15 protein-coding genes and 2 tRNA genes are annotated in these 15,551 nt (G+C 76.1%); 11 read left to right on the forward strand and 6 right to left on the reverse strand.

The annotated features are described in order from the left end of the window. Positions 1 to 32: 32 nt before the first annotated feature. Together CHB98_RS02170 and CHB98_RS02175 are read right to left on the reverse strand one after the other, a co-directional pair. Positions 33 to 572 carry an ANTAR domain-containing protein gene (locus CHB98_RS02170; protein WP_245820860.1) on the reverse strand — a complete coding sequence of 180 codons (540 nt, stop codon included), beginning with the start codon at positions 570 to 572 and terminating at the stop codon, positions 33 to 35. Between the two features lie 220 nt (positions 573 to 792). After that, positions 793 to 1,056, reverse strand: a complete 264-nt coding sequence (locus tag CHB98_RS02175) for a mycoredoxin (RefSeq protein ID WP_089303945.1) — start codon at positions 1,054 to 1,056, stop codon at positions 793 to 795. 149 nt (positions 1,057 to 1,205) lie between these two features. Between CHB98_RS02175 and CHB98_RS02180 the strand changes: the two genes are divergently transcribed. The 4 genes from CHB98_RS02180 (at position 1,206) to CHB98_RS21315 (ending at position 4,414) form a co-directional block, all read left to right on the forward strand. Beyond that, positions 1,206 to 3,230 carry an ATP-dependent helicase gene (locus tag CHB98_RS02180; protein WP_089303946.1) on the forward strand — a complete coding sequence of 675 codons (2,025 nt, stop codon included), beginning with the start codon at positions 1,206 to 1,208 and terminating at the stop codon, positions 3,228 to 3,230. A gap of 181 nt (positions 3,231 to 3,411) precedes the next feature. Next, complete coding sequence (locus tag CHB98_RS02185) at positions 3,412 to 3,702, forward strand: hypothetical protein (RefSeq protein ID WP_143424914.1); 291 nt, start codon at positions 3,412 to 3,414, stop codon at positions 3,700 to 3,702. 233 nt (positions 3,703 to 3,935) lie between these two features. Continuing rightward, positions 3,936 to 4,181 (forward strand): WhiB family transcriptional regulator, encoded by a 246-nt coding sequence (locus CHB98_RS02190; RefSeq protein ID WP_281251815.1) that lies wholly within the window; start codon positions 3,936 to 3,938, stop codon positions 4,179 to 4,181. A 68-nt stretch (positions 4,182 to 4,249) separates the two neighbouring features. Beyond that, positions 4,250 to 4,414, forward strand: a complete 165-nt coding sequence (locus CHB98_RS21315; RefSeq protein ID WP_179224084.1) for a hypothetical protein — start codon at positions 4,250 to 4,252, stop codon at positions 4,412 to 4,414. 48 nt (positions 4,415 to 4,462) lie between these two features. On the opposite strand, the gene CHB98_RS02195 is transcribed toward CHB98_RS21315, so the two are convergent. The 3 genes from CHB98_RS02195 to CHB98_RS21320 form a co-directional block, all read right to left on the reverse strand. Beyond that, positions 4,463 to 5,785: an ABC1 kinase family protein gene (locus CHB98_RS02195; RefSeq protein WP_218822213.1), complete on the reverse strand. Its 1,323-nt coding sequence runs from the start codon at positions 5,783 to 5,785 to the stop codon at positions 4,463 to 4,465. Then, a complete protein-coding gene (locus CHB98_RS02200) occupies positions 5,782 to 7,131 on the reverse strand; it encodes a ThiF family adenylyltransferase (protein WP_089303949.1) in 1,350 nt (449 codons plus the stop codon). Before CHB98_RS02200 ends, CHB98_RS02195 begins: the two co-directional genes overlap by 4 nt. A gap of 163 nt (positions 7,132 to 7,294) precedes the next feature. Continuing rightward, positions 7,295 to 7,447 (reverse strand): DUF5679 domain-containing protein, encoded by a 153-nt coding sequence (locus CHB98_RS21320; RefSeq protein ID WP_012950213.1) that lies wholly within the window; start codon positions 7,445 to 7,447, stop codon positions 7,295 to 7,297. A 446-nt stretch (positions 7,448 to 7,893) separates the two neighbouring features. On the opposite strand from CHB98_RS21320, the gene CHB98_RS02205 reads away from it, so the two are divergent. Then, entirely contained in the window at positions 7,894 to 8,469 is a 576-nt protein-coding gene (locus CHB98_RS02205; RefSeq protein WP_245820861.1) for a M48 metallopeptidase family protein, read from the forward strand. Positions 8,470 to 8,554: 85 nt separating this feature from the next. Here the strand turns inward: CHB98_RS02205 and CHB98_RS02210 are convergent, their stop codons facing one another. Then, positions 8,555 to 9,904, reverse strand: a complete 1,350-nt coding sequence (locus tag CHB98_RS02210) for a zinc-dependent metalloprotease (protein WP_089304211.1) — start codon at positions 9,902 to 9,904, stop codon at positions 8,555 to 8,557. A 106-nt stretch (positions 9,905 to 10,010) separates the two neighbouring features. Here CHB98_RS02210 and CHB98_RS02215 point away from each other — a divergent pair, with 106 nt between their 5' ends. The 6 genes from CHB98_RS02215 (at position 10,011) to CHB98_RS02240 (ending at position 15,541) form a co-directional block, all read left to right on the forward strand. Continuing rightward, complete coding sequence (locus CHB98_RS02215) at positions 10,011 to 11,084, forward strand: YlbL family protein (RefSeq protein WP_245820862.1); 1,074 nt, start codon at positions 10,011 to 10,013, stop codon at positions 11,082 to 11,084. Positions 11,085 to 11,289: 205 nt separating this feature from the next. Next, entirely contained in the window at positions 11,290 to 14,277 is a 2,988-nt protein-coding gene (locus CHB98_RS02220) for a UPF0182 family membrane protein (protein WP_245820863.1), read from the forward strand. An 89-nt stretch (positions 14,278 to 14,366) separates the two neighbouring features. Next, a tRNA-Met gene (locus CHB98_RS02225) sits at positions 14,367 to 14,440 on the forward strand. A gap of 180 nt (positions 14,441 to 14,620) precedes the next feature. Next, the gene (locus CHB98_RS02230) at positions 14,621 to 15,043 is read left to right on the forward strand and encodes an ANTAR domain-containing response regulator (protein WP_089303952.1); all 423 of its coding nucleotides are present in this window, start codon (positions 14,621 to 14,623) and stop codon (positions 15,041 to 15,043) included. A gap of 47 nt (positions 15,044 to 15,090) precedes the next feature. Continuing rightward, positions 15,091 to 15,164: transfer RNA gene (locus tag CHB98_RS02235), tRNA-Met, on the forward strand. Positions 15,165 to 15,253: 89 nt separating this feature from the next. Further along, positions 15,254 to 15,541 (forward strand): GNAT family N-acetyltransferase, encoded by a 288-nt coding sequence (locus CHB98_RS02240; RefSeq protein ID WP_089303953.1) that lies wholly within the window; start codon positions 15,254 to 15,256, stop codon positions 15,539 to 15,541. Positions 15,542 to 15,551 lie beyond the last annotated feature (10 nt).

Here is a 15,551-nt window from a genome sequence, read left to right on the forward strand (position 1 = left end):
CAGCGCGCCCGGCGTCAGGGGCTGCGGACGGGTCAGGACCGACCCTCGGCCGGCCCCCGCCCGGTGCGGGACCGCGTCCGGGGCGCGCGGCCGGGCTCGCGGCCCGAGGTGCACGGGGTGGTCCGCAGCCCGGCGGGTGACTCGGCGGCGGCGGAGGCCGCGCGGGCGGCCTGCCCGTCGAGCACCTCACGGGCCAGTTCCGGCACCGGCCGCCCCTTCGAGCGGGCGTCACGGCGCAGCTGGTCGAAGGCCGCCTGCGGCGTGGTGATCTGACGCTCGGCGAGCACCCCGATGGCCCGCTCGGTGGAGACCCGGGCGGCCAGGGCGTGCTCGAGCTGGGCGACCGTGCGCTCCAGGGCGGCCACCCGGGCGTCCCGTGGATCGGTGTGCGGGTCGGCCGCGGTGCCGGCGCTCCGGGCCGCGCGGCGGGCGTCGCGGTCGGGCTCCACGAGTGCGCCGAGCTCCTCGCTGACCAGGTCGGCCAGGGTCATGCCCTCCACCAGGTCGTCGACGTCCTCGGCGCGGCCGGGGGCGAACACCGACCAGCCGCGGCCGGTGCGGGCGACCACCACGGTGGGCTGCTCGGCCCGGGCGGGCGGAGCCTGGGCCGCGTCGACCCGAGGCGCGTCCCACGCCAGGCCCGGTGAACGGTGCGCTGGGGTGGTGCGGTCACTCACTGGGCGGCCTCCGTGAGGGCTGGGCCCGGCGGCAGCCGGGACGGGAGGCCCACCGTACGACCCGCCCGTCCCGGCCACGCGCCCTCGCTCACCGGAGCAGGCGCGTCACCCGCCGTCAGGCGTCGGCGGCCTGGGCGAGCTGCGCCTTGACCTGGTCGATGCTCGGGTTGGTCAGGGCGCTGCCGTCGCGGAAGAGCAGCGTCGGGACCGTGCGGTTGCCCCCGTTGGCCTGCATGACCAGGTCCGCGGCCGCCTGGTCGTGCTCGATGTCGACCTCGGCGTAGTCGATGCCCTCGCGCTGCATCAGCTTCTTCAGCCGCACGCAGTACCCGCACCAGGTGGTGGTGTACATCGTCACAGCGGCGGGGGCGGCGGTCATCGAGGCGGTCCTCCTGTCGAGGGGCGGCTCGGCACGGCGTGCCGGGCGGTCACGGTCACCAACGCCGCGCCCCTGGGGATGCTTCCCCCGCCCGTCGGCAGCGGCTGGGAGGATGGGCGCCGGGCCATCGACGGGAGACGGGGAGGCCGATGTCGCAGACCACCGGTGCACCCGGGGACGTCCGGGTCGCGGGGGCCGAGGCGGTGCTGGCGCAGCTGGACGACGAGCAGCGCGCGGCCGCCTCGGCGGTGTCCGGGCCGGTCTGCATCCTCGCCGGTGCGGGGACGGGGAAGACCCGCACCATCACCCACCGCATCGCCTACGCCGTCCACACCGGTGCCGTCGTGCCCGAGCAGGTCCTGGCCGTCACCTTCACCGCCCGCGCCGCGGGCGAGCTGCGGTCGCGGCTGGCCTCGCTCGGCGTCGGCGGCGTCCAGGCCCGCACGTTCCACGCCGCCGCCATGCGCCAGCTGCGCTACTTCGCCCCCCGGGTGCTGGGCGGCCCGATGCCGCAGCTGGTCGAGAACAAGCTCCGGCTGGTCGCCGCGGCGGCCTCCCGCGCCCGGCTGTCCACCGACCGCACCAGCCTGCGCGACCTCGCCAGCGAGATCGAGTGGGCCAAGACCACCCTCGCCACCCCCGACGACTACCCGGCGCGGGCGCGGGCTGCGGGCCGCGAGCCGCCGTTCGAGCCGGCGGCCGTGGCCCGCGTCTACGCCGGCTACGAGTCGGCCAAGCAGCGGGACGGGGCGCTGGACTTCGAGGACCTGCTGCTGGTCACCGCCTTCGCCATCGAGGAGCACCCCGACGTCGCCCGGCAGGTGCGCGGGCAGTACCGGCACTTCGTCGTCGACGAGTACCAGGACGTCAACCCGCTGCAGCAGCGCCTGCTCGACGCCTGGCTGGGCGGGCGGGCCGACGTCTGCGTGGTCGGTGACCCGAACCAGACCATCTACTCCTTCACCGGCGCCGACCCCGACCACCTGCTCGGCTTCGCCGACCGCTACCCGGACGCCGAGGTGGTCAGGCTCGAGCGCGACTACCGGTCCACCCCGCAGGTCGTCGCGCTGGCCAACAAGCTCATCGGGCAGGCGCCGCCGCGCCGCGGCCTGCCCGGCCTGCGGCTGCTGGGCCAGCGCGCCGAGGGGCCCGCGCCGCGCTTCTCCGAGCACCCCGACGAGCCCACCGAGGCGGCCGCGGTCGCCCAGGCGTGCCGCGCGCTGGTGGACGCCGGGACGCCGGCCGCGGAGATCGCCGTCCTGTTCCGGATCAACGCCCAGTCCGAGGTCTACGAGAACGCGCTGGCCGCCGTCGGCGTGCCGTACGTGCTGCGCGGGGGCGAGCGGTTCTTCGAACGGCCCGAGGTGCGCGAGGCGGTGCTGCTGCTGCGCGGCGCCGCGGCCGGCGGCAGCGACCCGGGCGCGCTGGTGCCCACGGTGCGCGACGTGCTGGCCTCCACCGGCTGGGTGGAGCACCGCCCGCCGCCCGGGGGAGCGGCCCGCGACCGCTGGCAGTCCCTGGCCGCGCTGGTCGACCTCGCCGTCGACCTGGTGGCCGAGGACCCGACGATGGACCTCGCCGGCTTCGTCGCCCACCTGGCCGCCCGCGCCGACGCGCAGCACGCCCCGACGGTGCAGGGCGTCACGCTGGCCTCGATGCACGCGGCCAAGGGCCTGGAGTGGGACGCGGTCTTCGTCGTCGGCCTGGTCGACGGCGTCCTCCCCATCGCCCAGTCGCTGTCCCGCCCGGAGGCGGTGGAGGAGGAGCGGCGGCTGCTGTACGTGGCGGTCACCCGGGCCCGCGAGCAGCTGGCGCTGTCCTGGTCGCTGGCCCGCAACCCCGGCGGGCGGCGGGCCCGGCCGCGCAGCCGCTTCCTCGAGGGGCTGGTCCCGGGGTCCACGCCGAGTGCCGCGCCGGTGCAGCGCAGGCAGAAGCGCGCCAAGGTCGTCCTCGAGGGCGAGGCCGGGGAGCTGTTCGAGCGGCTGCGCGCTTGGCGCAGCGAGACGGCCGCCTCGGCGTCGGTGCCCGCCTACGTGGTCTTCAGCGACGCGACCCTGCAGGCCATCGCGGAGAGCCGGCCGGCGTCCCTGCGCGAGCTGGCCGGCCTGCCCGGGGTCGGGGCCCGCAAGCTGGAGCTGTACGGCGAGGACGTCCTGGCCACCGTCGGCTCCTGATCGCTCACCCCGCGTGAGGGAGGTCCGGGGTCCGCGGACCGGCGCACCCGGGCCGGTCAATTGCGTTGACCGCCTCGCGGGCGTCCCCCTACTGTCCTGATCGCGCTCGGGGACACCCGAGTGCGCCAGACCCGGGACCGGCCGCACGGCCGCGCTCCGACCCCCGGAGGAGGTGGGCGACGTGACCAGCAGCACCTGCACCCTCGCCCCCGCCGGGGCCCGTGGCCCGGTGGGCGCCGCCGTGCGCCCGGCCGCCCGGTTCGCCGGGTCGCCCGTCGCCGCGCGCCTGCGCGCCCTCCCGGCCCTCACCACGGGTCCGCGCCCCGGCGCGGCCGGCACCGCGTTCGGCCGCACGCCGGCGGTCGCGGTCTTCGGCACCACCGTCGCCGAGCAGCAGATCGGCATGCGCACCACCACCGAGCACAACGGCACCACCCTCGGGATCCCCTCCTCGAGGAGACCGTCGAGCTAGCCCTCGACAGGACCTCCTCGAGGCCGCGGAACCCGAACCGGGATCCGCGGCCTCTGTCATCTCCTCCGCGGCACCCGGCCCCGACTCCCGGTCGGCGGGTCCCCGCCGGTCGACGACGACGAGTACGAGGAGGAACGGCAGTGCAGTCGACGGCCGACCGCCCGACGTCCCACCGCTGGGCCGGTCCACCCCGGACCGGCGGTGGCCCCCTTCCCCGACGGCCGGTGGCCCCCGTGGCCCCGGCACCGGTCCGGCGTCCCCTGCCGTGCCGGGCCGACCCGGACCTCTGGTTCGCCGAGACCCCGGCCGCGCTGGAGGAGGCCAAGGTGCGCTGCGCGGACTGCCCGGTCCGCGACGCCTGCCTGGCCGGCGCCCTGGACCGCGGCGAGCCCTGGGGCGTCTGGGGCGGGGAGATCTTCGAGCGGGGTGCGGTCATCCCGCGCAAGCGCCCCCGCGGCCGCCCGCGCAAGGTCGCCTGACCGACGACCCCCCCTGGACCCACGGCCCCGTCCCCGGACGGGTCCACCCCCGAACGTGAGGACCCGACGTGCACACCCTCGAGTACGACCTGGCCATCGACCGGTTGCGCACCCTGCGCGACGAGGCCGGCGCCGACCGGCGCGTCCGCCGGCTGCGGGCCGCCCGGCGCTGGGCGCGCCGGGCGGAGTACGCCACCCGGCGGGCGGCGCGGGCCAGCGCCGCCGTCCGCTGAGGGAGGCCCGCTGCCCCCGCTCGCACTCGCGGTGGGGGGCAGCGGGCCTCAGCCGGTGAAGCCCGGCAGCCACTCCTCGACCACGCCGCGGTAGTCGTCGGCGGCGTCGAGCTGGCAGAGCACCCCGATCGACCCGATCGTCACCCGGTGGATGAGCAGGTAGGCCGGCGGCAGGTTGAGCATCCGGCCCAGCCGGTTGGCCTCCGAGCGGGGGTCGGCGATGCGGGCGGCCTGCTCCTGCATCCACGCCCGCGTGAAGTGGAACCGCCGCTGCCGGATGGGTTCCAGCAGCGGCAGCAGGTACTCCAGCACCGCCTGCGCGTCGACCTGCACGCCGGGCCGGATGAACCCCTCGCTGCGCAGGTCGGCCAGCACGTCCTCGGCCCGCCCCTCCAGCGCCCAGCGCACCAGCCGGCCGATCGGCTCCGGGTGCCCGTCGGGCAGCCGCGCCGTGGCGCCGAAGTCGATGACCCCGAACCGGCCGTCGGGGGTCAGCCGGAAGTTCCCCGGGTGCGGGTCGGCGTGCAGCAGCCCGGCCCGCTGCGGACCGGAGAAGTGCAGCACGGTGAGCATGTGCCCGGCCCGGTCGCGCTCCTCCCGGGTGCCCGAGGCGATCACCTTCGACAGCGGCGTCCCCTCGAGCCACTCGGACACGATGACCTTCGGCGCGCTGGCCACCACCCGGGGGACGACGATCTGCGGGTCGTCCGCGTAGGCGGCGGCGAAGGCCCGCTGGGCGTCGGCCTCCATGCCGTAGTCCAGCTCCTCGACCACGCGGGCCTTCAGCTCGGTGATCAGCGGCTTGACGTCCATGCCGGGGAAGAGCACGGCGAACATCCGGGCGAAGCGCGCCAGCTGGTTGAGGTCGGACATCAGGGCGGTGGCCGCGCCCGGGTACTGGATCTTCACGGCGACGTCCCGGCCGTCCCGCCAGGTGGCGCGGTGCACCTGCCCGATGCTCGCCGCGGCCGCCGGGGTGTCGTCGAAGTGCCGGAACCGCTCCCGCCACCTGCCCCCGAGCTGCTGGGCCAGCACGGCGTGCACGGTGCGCACCGGCATCGGCGGCGCCTCGGCCTGCAGCTTCACCAGCGCGTCCCGGTAGGGCGCGGCGACCTCCTCGGGCACGGCCGCCTCGAACACCGACAGGGTCTGGCCGAGCTTCATCGCCCCGCCCTTGAGCTGACCCAGGACGGCGAACAGCTGCTCGGCGGTGCGCTGCTGGAGCTCGGCGCTCACCGCGTCGGCGTCCTGGCCGGACAGCCGCTTGCCGATGCCGAGCGTGGCCCGCCCCGCGGCACCCAGCGGCAGGGACGCGAGCCGGGCGGTCCGGGAGACCGACCCCCGCGGCATCCCCCGGTCGGGATCGCTCACGCGTCCTCCTCGCCGGCGCTCGTCGTCCGCGCTCGCGGCGCTGCCGTGTCCGTGCGTGAGCTCGCGAGCTCGCTCACGTGGTCACCTCCCGGCCGGCGCCGGCCGGCCGGGTGCTCCTCGTCGGCGTGCTCCTGCGTGCGCTCGCAGGCTCGCTCACGTGTGTCCTCCTCGCTGGCGCCCGTCGGCCCCGGTCGCGGCGGCACCTGGCCCGGTCCGGGCCCGGAGGCGCACTGGGGACCCATTGTCCCCCGATCCGCCGATCCGCCGCTGGCAGGAGGGCGGGCCACGCCGTCGATCCCGGGAACGCAGCCGCAGGCGGGGTGCGCCGGCCAGCGGCGGGTGCGGGGGAGCAGGTCCGGCGGGCGCAGCTCCACCGTCGTCCCGAGGGTGGCCGGGGCGCCGCTGCCGTCGACCAGGGCCAGGACCTGCACGGCCGCCGTGACCGCGGTGGCCAGGCAGGTCACGGTGGCACCGCCGGGTGCCGCCGGGCCCGCGGCGAGCTGGGCGGCCAGCGCCGGCCACCGGGGGTCGGCGTCCCGGCGGTGCAGGTCCGCGCAGCGCAGGCAGCCGGTCGCGCCGGGCACCACCAGGGGTCCCACCACCCCGGTCTCCCCGCGGACGGTCGCCACCAGGTGCCGCACCCCGCGGCGCTGCAGGTCGGCGGCGAGGGGGTCGCAGGCCGCCCACGGCCGGGTGAGGACCACCAGGTCCGGCGCCCTGCCGGGCGGGACGGGACGCAGGTCGGTCAGCGGGCTGGCCCGGCGGACGGCGTCGGCGGCGGCCACGGTGCGTGGGCGGCCCTCGTCCTCGGCGCCGAGCCCGCCGACGACGGCGTCCCCGGCGGCGGTGACCCCGTCGTCCCGCACGCTCACCCGGCCCACGCCGCTGGCGGCCAGGACCGCGGCCAGCGGTACCCCGACCCGGGTCGCGCCGTCGACGACCACGGTCGCCGCCCGCCGGGCGCGCCACCGCGCCCCCGCCGCGGGCGCCGTGGCGGTGGGCAGCTCGCTGCGGGTCCGGGCCTGCGCGGCCGGGCCCGCGTCGGCCGCCAGCAGGTCGGCGGGGTCCAGGTCGACCAGCAGGCCGGTCGAGCGCAGGCCGTCGAGCAGGGCGCTCACCGCGGCGGGGTCGTGCCCGTCCTCGGCGGCCTCGGCCACGACCGCGCGCTGGGTCCGCCGGCCGTCCAGGCCGCGCAGCAGGCTGGTCAGCCCGGCCGGGCCGGGGGAGACGCGCAGGCCGTCGCGGGAGTCGGCGCCCCCCACCTGCACGTCCTCGCCGCCCCCGGGCCGGGGCAGGTGCAGCAGCGGCACGCCGGGGGGCAGCAGCGGGTGCGCGGTGTCGGCCACCCGGGCAGGGTGCCAGCGCCGCGCGCCGGCCCGCTGGCGCCCTCCACAGGCCCGGGACGGCGGCACCCGGTGGCTGCCGCCGCCGTGACGACGCCCTGGGACGGCCGCGCTCCCGGGGCCCGCGCCGAGCTCGCGAGGCGTGGGGAGGAGGGCGGTCCTCCCGCTACGCCTTGCCGAGGATCCGGTTCATCTTGGTGCCGCACACCGGGCAGGTGCCCTGTGCCATGCGGCGGCCGGACTCGCTGACCTTGACCTCGCCGTCGAAGTCCCGCTTCTCCTTGCACTTCACGCAGTAGCCGTTGTAGCTCTCCGCCACGGTCTCTCCTCGTCTCCGGTCCGCCGTCCTCCGGCGGGGCGCCGTCGGCGGAACGCTACCCGCGGTGGCCGCCACCTCCGGTGCACCGCCGGGCGGTCCCCGAAGCGCCGCCCACAGCCTGTGGACAACCCTGTGGACCGGGTGGGGAGCCGGCGGCGTGTCGCTGTGCGTGGCCGGGGGACAGCGCTCTGCTGATCATGGTGCGGCACCCCCGCGATACCCCGTCCGACCTGCGGGAACACCGCCGGAGCGGGTGTGGACGGGGCCCGTCCCCGGACCGGGCGGGCTCGTGTCCACCGTCCGTGCGACATGCCTCCCGTGGCGGCGTGCCCGCCGGAGCGCGGGCTGGACGCGGCAACTACGGTGCCCCCGTGCCTGGAACGCCTCCCGACACCCCGCGCTGCCCTGCCTCCTCTGCGCGAGAGGACCTGCGGTGCTCCCGCGCCGTGCCCGCCGACCGGTCGGCGGGGGCGACGCTGTCCGGGGAGGACGTCGAGGTCCGGCGCAGCAGCAGGCGGCGCCGGACGGTGACCGCCTACCGGGAGTCCGGGCGCACGGTGGTGCTCATCCCGGCGGCGTTCAGCCCCGCCGAGGAGCAGCGCTGGGTGGCGCAGATGGTGGCCAAGCTGCAGACCCGCGAGGAGCGCCGCCGCCGGTCCCTGGGTGGGGACGACGAGCTGATGGCCCGCGCCCGCGCGCTGTCCGCCGCCCACCTGGACGGCGTGCCGCAGCCGGCCAGCGTCCGGTGGGTGGACAACCAGAACCGCCGCTGGGGGTCGTGCACGCCGGCCGACCGCACCATCCGGCTGTCCAGCAGGCTGCGGTCGATGCCGGAGTACGTCGTGGAGTACGTGCTCGTGCACGAGCTGGTGCACCTGGTCGAGCCCAGCCACGACGCGCGCTTCTGGTCACTGGTGGCGCGCTACCCCCGGGCGGAGCGGGCACGGGGGTTCCTCGAGGGCGTCGACTCCGGCGCCGGGCACGGCCGCCCGCCCGCCGGGGACGACGACCTCGTCGACTAGGGGAGCCACCCCGCGCCCCGTCCCGCCGACTGCGGGGAGGTGGGGTCGGCGCCCGCGTCCGTGCCCGACCACCCCGCAGGCGCGCTCAGGCGCCGTCCTCGCCGTCCTCGCCCTCCCGGGGCCGCTCGGCGTCGTCGGCGGTGAGGGCGCGCAGCTCCTCGTCGGCACCCTGCCGGGCGACGAAGTCCAGCGGCTCGTCGAGGTCCTCCGACGTGGGCAGCAGGTCCGGGTGCGACCACAGCCGGTCGCGCTCGGCGCTGCCGTGCTGCTGGGTCATGGCGCCCCACACGGTGGCCGCGTCGCGCAGCCGCCGCGGCCGCAGCTCCAGGCCGACCAGGGTGGCGAAGGTCTGCTCGGCGGGGCCGCCGGAGGCGCGCCGGCGGCGCATGGTCTCGGCCAGCGCCCCGTGCCCGGGCAGCCGGTCACCGGCGGCCGCGGCCACGACGCTGTCCACCCAGCCCTCGACGAGGGCGAGCAGCGTCTCCAGCCGGCGCAGGGCGGCCCGCTGCTCGGGGGTCTCCTCGGGCTCCAGCAGGCCGCTGCCCAGCAGCGCCTGGATGCCCTCGGGGTTGGTCGGGTCGATCCCGCCCATCGAGCCCATCGCCTCGGTGATGCCGCGCTCGATGGCCTCCCGGTCCACGTGGATGCCGCGGGCGTAGGCGTGCACGGCGTCGTGCAGCTGCTGGCGCAGCCACGGCACGTGGCCGAACAGCCGCTGGGTGGCGGCCTCCCGCAGCGCGAGGAACAGCCGCACCTCGTCGGCCGGGCGGTCGAGGCCGGCGGCGAACTCGGCGACGTTCTGGGGGAGCAGCACGCCGGCGCCCGCCGGGGCCAGCGGGATGCCGATCTCGCCGCTGGTCAGCACCTCGCCGGAGAGCCGGCCGAGGGCCTGGCCGACCTGGGCGCCGAACATCAGCCCGCCCATGCGGCCCATGATCCCGCCGAGCGGGCCGGCCATCGCGGCCGCCTCGGCGGGCAGCGCGCTGGTCATCGCACCGACCACCCGCTCGGCCAGCGGGTCGATCAGGCTGCTCCAGGCGGGCAGCGTCTGCTCCACCCACTCCACCCGGGACCAGGCCAGGGGCCGGTCCACGCCGGAGGGCAGCTCGGTGACCGGGTCCAGCCACAGGTCGGCCAGGCGCAGGGCGTCGGCGACCTCGGCGCGCTCGGCGTCGGACGTCGGCTGCGACCCGGCGGCCAGCGAGCTGATCGCGCCCTGCCGCGCGAGGTCCCAGTTGACCGGGCCGCCGGACCAGTTCATGAGCTTCTGCAGCTCGGCGAACAGCGGCATCTTGGCCAGCAGGTCCTCCGGCGTCCCACCGCCGGCGCCGCCGAAGAGGGCGCCGAACCCGAAGGGGTCGTTCCCGGCGCCGGACGGGTCCCGGCGCTCGGGGTCGCGGTCGGGCATGCCGAAGCCGAACGGGACGTCGCTCATGCCCCCACGGTAGCCGCGGGGCACCCCGGTGCACGGCCCGTCCGCCGGGAGCTGGACGGGCCCGGACGCGCCGGGCCGTGCGGCCGGGACCATAAGCTGGCCGGTCGTGACCCGTCGGATGGCCGTCCTCAGCGTCGGTGTCGTGCTGCTGGTGGTCTTCGGCGTGCTCGGCGCGGCGGTGCCGGTGCCCTACGTGGCCCAGGTCCCTGGGCCGACGTTCAACACCCTGGGGGAGATCGACGGAGAGCCGATCATCACCGTCGAGGGCCGCGAGCGCACCGAGACCGAGGGGGAGCTGACCCTCACCACCGTCGGGGTCAGCCGCGCCGGGCTCAGCCTGGTGGAGGCGGTGCAGGGCTGGTTCGACGACGAGGTCAGCGTCGTCCCCGAGGAGACCGTGTACCCCCCGGGCCGGTCGGAGGAAGAGACCCGCGAGGCCAACCGGCGGGCCTTCCTCACCTCCGAGGAGGCCGCCGAGGCCGCCGCGCTGGCCGAGCTGGGGTACCCGGTGAAGGTCGTCGTCCGCGGGCTGTCGGAGGACTCGCCCGCCGAGGGCCGGCTGCAGGAGGGCGACGCGGTCGAGTCCGTCGGCGGCCGGCCGACCCCGGACCTGGAGACGCTGGACGCCGTCCTGCGCGCCATCCCCGGCGGCACCGAGGTGACCGTGGCCTACACCCGGCTCGGCCGGCCGGGGACCGCGACGGTCACGACCCGGTCGGCCGCCGAGCTGACCGACGGCGGGGCGACCGGCGGTGACGCCGCCGCGGAGGCCGAGCGCCGCGAGGGCTCGCTGCTGGGCGTGCTCGTCCTCGAGCAGCCCGCGGCACCGTTCGACGTGGACATCGCCGTGGAGGACGTGGGCGGTCCGTCGGCGGGCCTGGTGCTCGCCCTCGGCATCCTCGAGCTGGTCGGCGGCACCGACCTGACCGGCGGTTCCACGGTGGCCGGCACCGGCACGATCGGCCCGGACGGACGCGTCGGCCCGATCGGCGGCATCCAGCTGAAGATGATCGCGGCCACCGAGGTCGGCGCCGAGCTGTTCCTGGTCCCGGCCGACAACTGCGCCGAGGCCCTCGCCGCCCCGCAGCCGCAGCCGCCCCTGGCGCGGGTGGCCACCCTGGACGACGCGCTCACCGCGCTGGCCGACCTGCGCGCCGGGCGCACACCGGTGCCCTGCTGACGACGCCCCGCCGACACGGGCCCGCCCCGGTGGGGGAAGCTGGCGGGCGGGACGGCACGGCGGGGAACCCCGGACCGCCCCGAGCGTTGGTCTGGGCGACCGGATCGGCGCCCGCGGGGACCGAACCGCACCGGCCCCACCGCCCGTGGCCGGCACCGTCCGTGGCGATCCGCCACGACCGCGACTAAAGGAGACCCTCGTGGCCATGCGGCCCCCCGTGTCCGTGCCGGCACTGTCGCGGCGCGCCAAGGTGGTCATCGGGGCCATCGCCGTCCTGCTGGTGCTCTTCACGGCCATCGGGACGCTCACCAACGTCTACGTCGACTACCTGTGGTTCGACGAGACCGGGTACACCGAGGTCTTCTGGACCGAGCTGCAGACCCGTGCCCTGCTGTTCGCCGTGGCCGGGGTGGCCACCGGCGGGCTGACCGCCCTGGCCATCCACCTGGCCTACCGCTTCCGCCCCACGTTCCGGCCGATGTCGCTGGAGCAGCAGAACCTCGAGCGCTACCGGCAGTCGATCGAGCCGCGCCGCACGCTGGTGACCGCCGCGGTCGCCGTCGTGCTCGGCCTGTTCGCCGGGGCCACCGCGCAGGGCAGCTGGGAGACCTGGCTGCAGTTCCGCAACAGCACCCCGTTCGGGCGGACCGACCCGGAGTTCGGGCTGGACATCTCGTTCTTCGTCTTCGACTACCCCTTCTACCGGCTGCTGCTGAGCTTCGGGTTCGCCATCGTGATCCTGGCGCTGATCGGCTCGCTGCTGACCCACTACGTGTTCGGCGGCCTGCGGCTGCAGACCCCGGGGCAGAAGCTGACCACCGCGGCGATGATCCAGCTGTCGGTGCTCCTGGGCCTGTTCGTCGCGCTCAAGGCGGTCGCCTACTGGCTGGACCGCTACGCGCTGGCCTTCTCCGACCGCGGCGACCTGTTCACCGGCGCCAGCTACACCGACGTCAACGCGCTGCTGCCGGCCAAGACGATCCTGGTCTTCGCGGCCATCGTCTGCGCGGTGGCGTTCTTCGCCAACGTCGTCGTCCGCAACTTCCAGCTGCCGGCCGCGGCGCTGGTGCTGCTGCTCATCTCCAGCCTGGTGATCGGGGTGGCCTGGCCGGCGATCGTGCAGCAGTTCGTCGTGCGGCCCAGCGCCAACGAGCGCGAGGCGGACTTCATCGAGCGCGCCATCGCCTCGACCCGGGACGCCTACGGCCTCCTCGGCGTCGACTACGTGAACTACGCCCAGCAGGAGACCGGCGAGGAGGTCGACGCCACCGCGGCGCTGGCCGAGCTGCGCGCCGACACCGAGACCATCCCCAACGCCCGGCTGCTGGACCCCAACGTGCTGGCCGACACGTTCACCGCCCGCCAGCAGATCCGCAACGTCTACGGCTTCCCGGAGAAGCTCGACATCGACCGCTACACCATCGGCGGGGACACCCAGGACTACGTGGTCGCCGTCCGCGAGCTCAACAGCCAGGGCCTCAGCGAGAACCAGGACACCTGGATCAACCGGCACACCGTGTACACGCACGGCAACGGGTTCGTGGCCGCCCCGGCCAACGAGGTGGTCGCCGGCCAGGAGGGCGGCGAGCCGGACTTCACCACCCGCGACCTGCCCACCCGGGGCACCATCGAGGTCAGCGAGGACGGCGCGCGGATCTACTACGGCGAGCTCATGCAGGACTACTCCGTCGTGGGTGCGCCGGAGGGTGCCGAGTCGCGCGAGTTCGACCTCCCGGAGGGCAGCGACGGCGAGGGGCAGATCAACAACACCTACGACGGCCGGGGCGGCGTCGAGATGGGCAGCTTCTTCCGGCAGCTGGTCTTCGCGATCTTCTACCGGGAGCGGAACTTCCTGCTCTCCAGCGCCGTCAACGAGGCCTCGAAGGTGCTGTACGTGCGCGACCCGATGGACCGGGTGGAGAAGGCCGCGCCGTTCCTCACCGTGGACGGCGACCCGTATCCCGCGGTGATCGACGGCCGGGTGGTGTGGATGCTCGACGGCTACACCACGTCGGAGTCCTTCCCGTACTCCGAGCAGATGGAGCTCGGCGAGGCCGCCACCGACGCCATCACCGGCCAGGGGACGACGGCGCTGCCGGACGAGACGTTCAACTACATCCGCAACTCGGTGAAGGCCACCGTCGACGCCTACGACGGCTCGGTCACCCTCTACGAGTGGGACCGCGAGGACCCGGTGCTGCAGACCTACATGAAGGCCTTCCCCGGCCTGGTCGAGTCGCGTGACTCGATGCCGGCGGAGCTGGTCAGCCACGTGCGGTACCCCGAGGACCTGTTCAAGGTGCAGCGGGACATCCTGACCCGCTACCACGTCAGCGACCCCGGTGACTTCTACAGCGGCAACGACCGCTGGGCGGTCCCGGCCGACCCGACGGTGGACACGCAGGAGCCGCAGCCGCCGTACTACATCCTGGCCGCCCGGCCGGGCGAGGAGGGCGCGACGTTCCAGCTCACCAGCGCGCTGAACGCCTTCCGCCGGGAGAACCTGTCGGCGTTCGTGTCGGCGTCCAGCGCGCCGGAGACCTACGGCCAGATCCAGGTGCTGACCCTGCCGGGGAACACGCCGTTCCGCGGCCCGCAGCAGGTGCAGCAGTCGTTCAACACCAACGACGAGGTCGCCCGCGACCTGACGCTGTTCAACAGCCAGGACTCGCAGGCCGTCTTCGGCAACCTGCTCACCCTGCCGATCGGCGACGACGGGCTGCTCTACGTGCAGCCCCTCTACGTCGAGGGCACCGGGGAGAACTCCTTCCCGCTGCTGCGGAAGGTGCTGGTCAACTACGGCGACCGGGTGGGATACGCCGACACCCTGGCGCAGGCCCTGGACCAGGTCTTCGGTGCCGGCGCCGGCGAGGCGGCCACCGACAGCGGCGACATCCCCGACACGGCCGAGGACGCCGCCGGGCCGGCCGACGACCCTGCCGCGCCCACGACCCCGGCGCCCGCGCCGGCCCCCGCGCCCGACGGCACGACCGGCACGCCGGACCTGCAGAGCGCGGTGGACGCGATCAACGGGGCGCTGGCCGCGCTGGAGGCCGCCCAGCGCGCCGGTGACTTCGCCGCGCAGGGGCAGGCGCTGGAGGACCTGCAGGCCGCCGTGGAGGCCTACCAGGCCGCGCAGGCCCAGGCCGCCGAGGCGCCGGCCGCCCCGGCGGCGGTCAGCCCGGGCGGCTGAGCGCGGTCCGGCGTGGGCCCTGTGGCAGGGCCCACGCCGGACCCCGCTGCGGGCGGCGGCGCCGGCCCGGTAGAGTAGGGACACACCGACGCGGGGTGGAGCAGCTCGGTAGCTCGCTGGGCTCATAACCCAGAGGTCGCAGGTTCGAATCCTGCCCCCGCTACGCCGACGAGACCCCGGTCCCTCCTGCAGGGACCGGGGTCTCGTGGCGTCGGCCCCTTCCGCGGCCGGTCGGCGGGGTCGGCACCGGACCACGACCGCGCGGCATACTGGAGTCACTACAGCCGGACGGTTCACCCCACGTGCCACCGGCCCCTCGTCGCAGGAGGCCCACGACCCAGCGATGACCGACAGCACGGACAGCAAGCACCGGCCGGCCGACCAGCCGCCGGCCACCGTGGACGTCGAGGCGGCACGGTCCACCGGGCGTTCGGGGCGCACCCGCGGCGCCGCGGTGCACGGCCCGCTCGACGCCCGACGGTGGCCGCACCGGCAGCCGGCCGCCGGCGGCGAGCACACCACCGGGCCGGCGGCCGAGGAGACCGCCGAGCTGTGCGCGCGGGTGGCGGCCGCCGAGGACCGCGCGGACAACCTCGAGCGGGCACTGGCCAGCAACCGGCGCATCGGCGTGGCCATCGGCGTCCTGATGACCCGGCTGCGCTGCACCGAGGACCAGGCGTTCGCCCTGCTGCGGCAGGAGAGCATGCGCCGCAACGTCAAGGTCGCCGACCTCGCCGAGCAGGTCGTCTACACCGGGACGCTGTGACCCCCGGGCCGCACCCGGCCCGGGGCCGTGTATGGTGGTGTCACCGCCGCGGGGTGGAGCAGCTCGGTAGCTCGCTGGGCTCATAACCCAGAGGTCACAGGTTCGAATCCTGTCCCCGCTACTCAGCACGAGGGCCTGGTCACCACGGTGACCGGGCCCTCGTCGTCTCCGGGGTGGAACAGTCCCGGGGCCGGCGGGGTTGGCGGCGGCATGGACCTGACGGTCATCGACGTCCCTGAGGCCGGCCGCTACGAGGCCCGCGAGGGCGACCGGGTGCTGGGCCTGGCCGCCTACCGGCGCCACGGCGAGCGGGTCGTGTTCACGCACACCGAGGTCGACCCCGCCGCGGGCGGTCGGGGCGTGGGCGGCACGCTGGTCCGCGGCGCGCTGGACGACGTCCGGGCCCGCGGCCTGCGGGCGGTCCCGCTCTGCCCGTTCGTCCGCGCCTGGCTGGACCGCCACCCCGACTACGCCGACCTCGTGGAGCACCAGGTCTGACGAGCCGGCA

Origin of the sequence: Geodermatophilus pulveris (assembly GCF_900188375.1) — a bacterium.
GTDB classification, from domain to species: Bacteria; Actinomycetota; Actinomycetes; order Mycobacteriales; family Geodermatophilaceae; genus Geodermatophilus; species Geodermatophilus pulveris.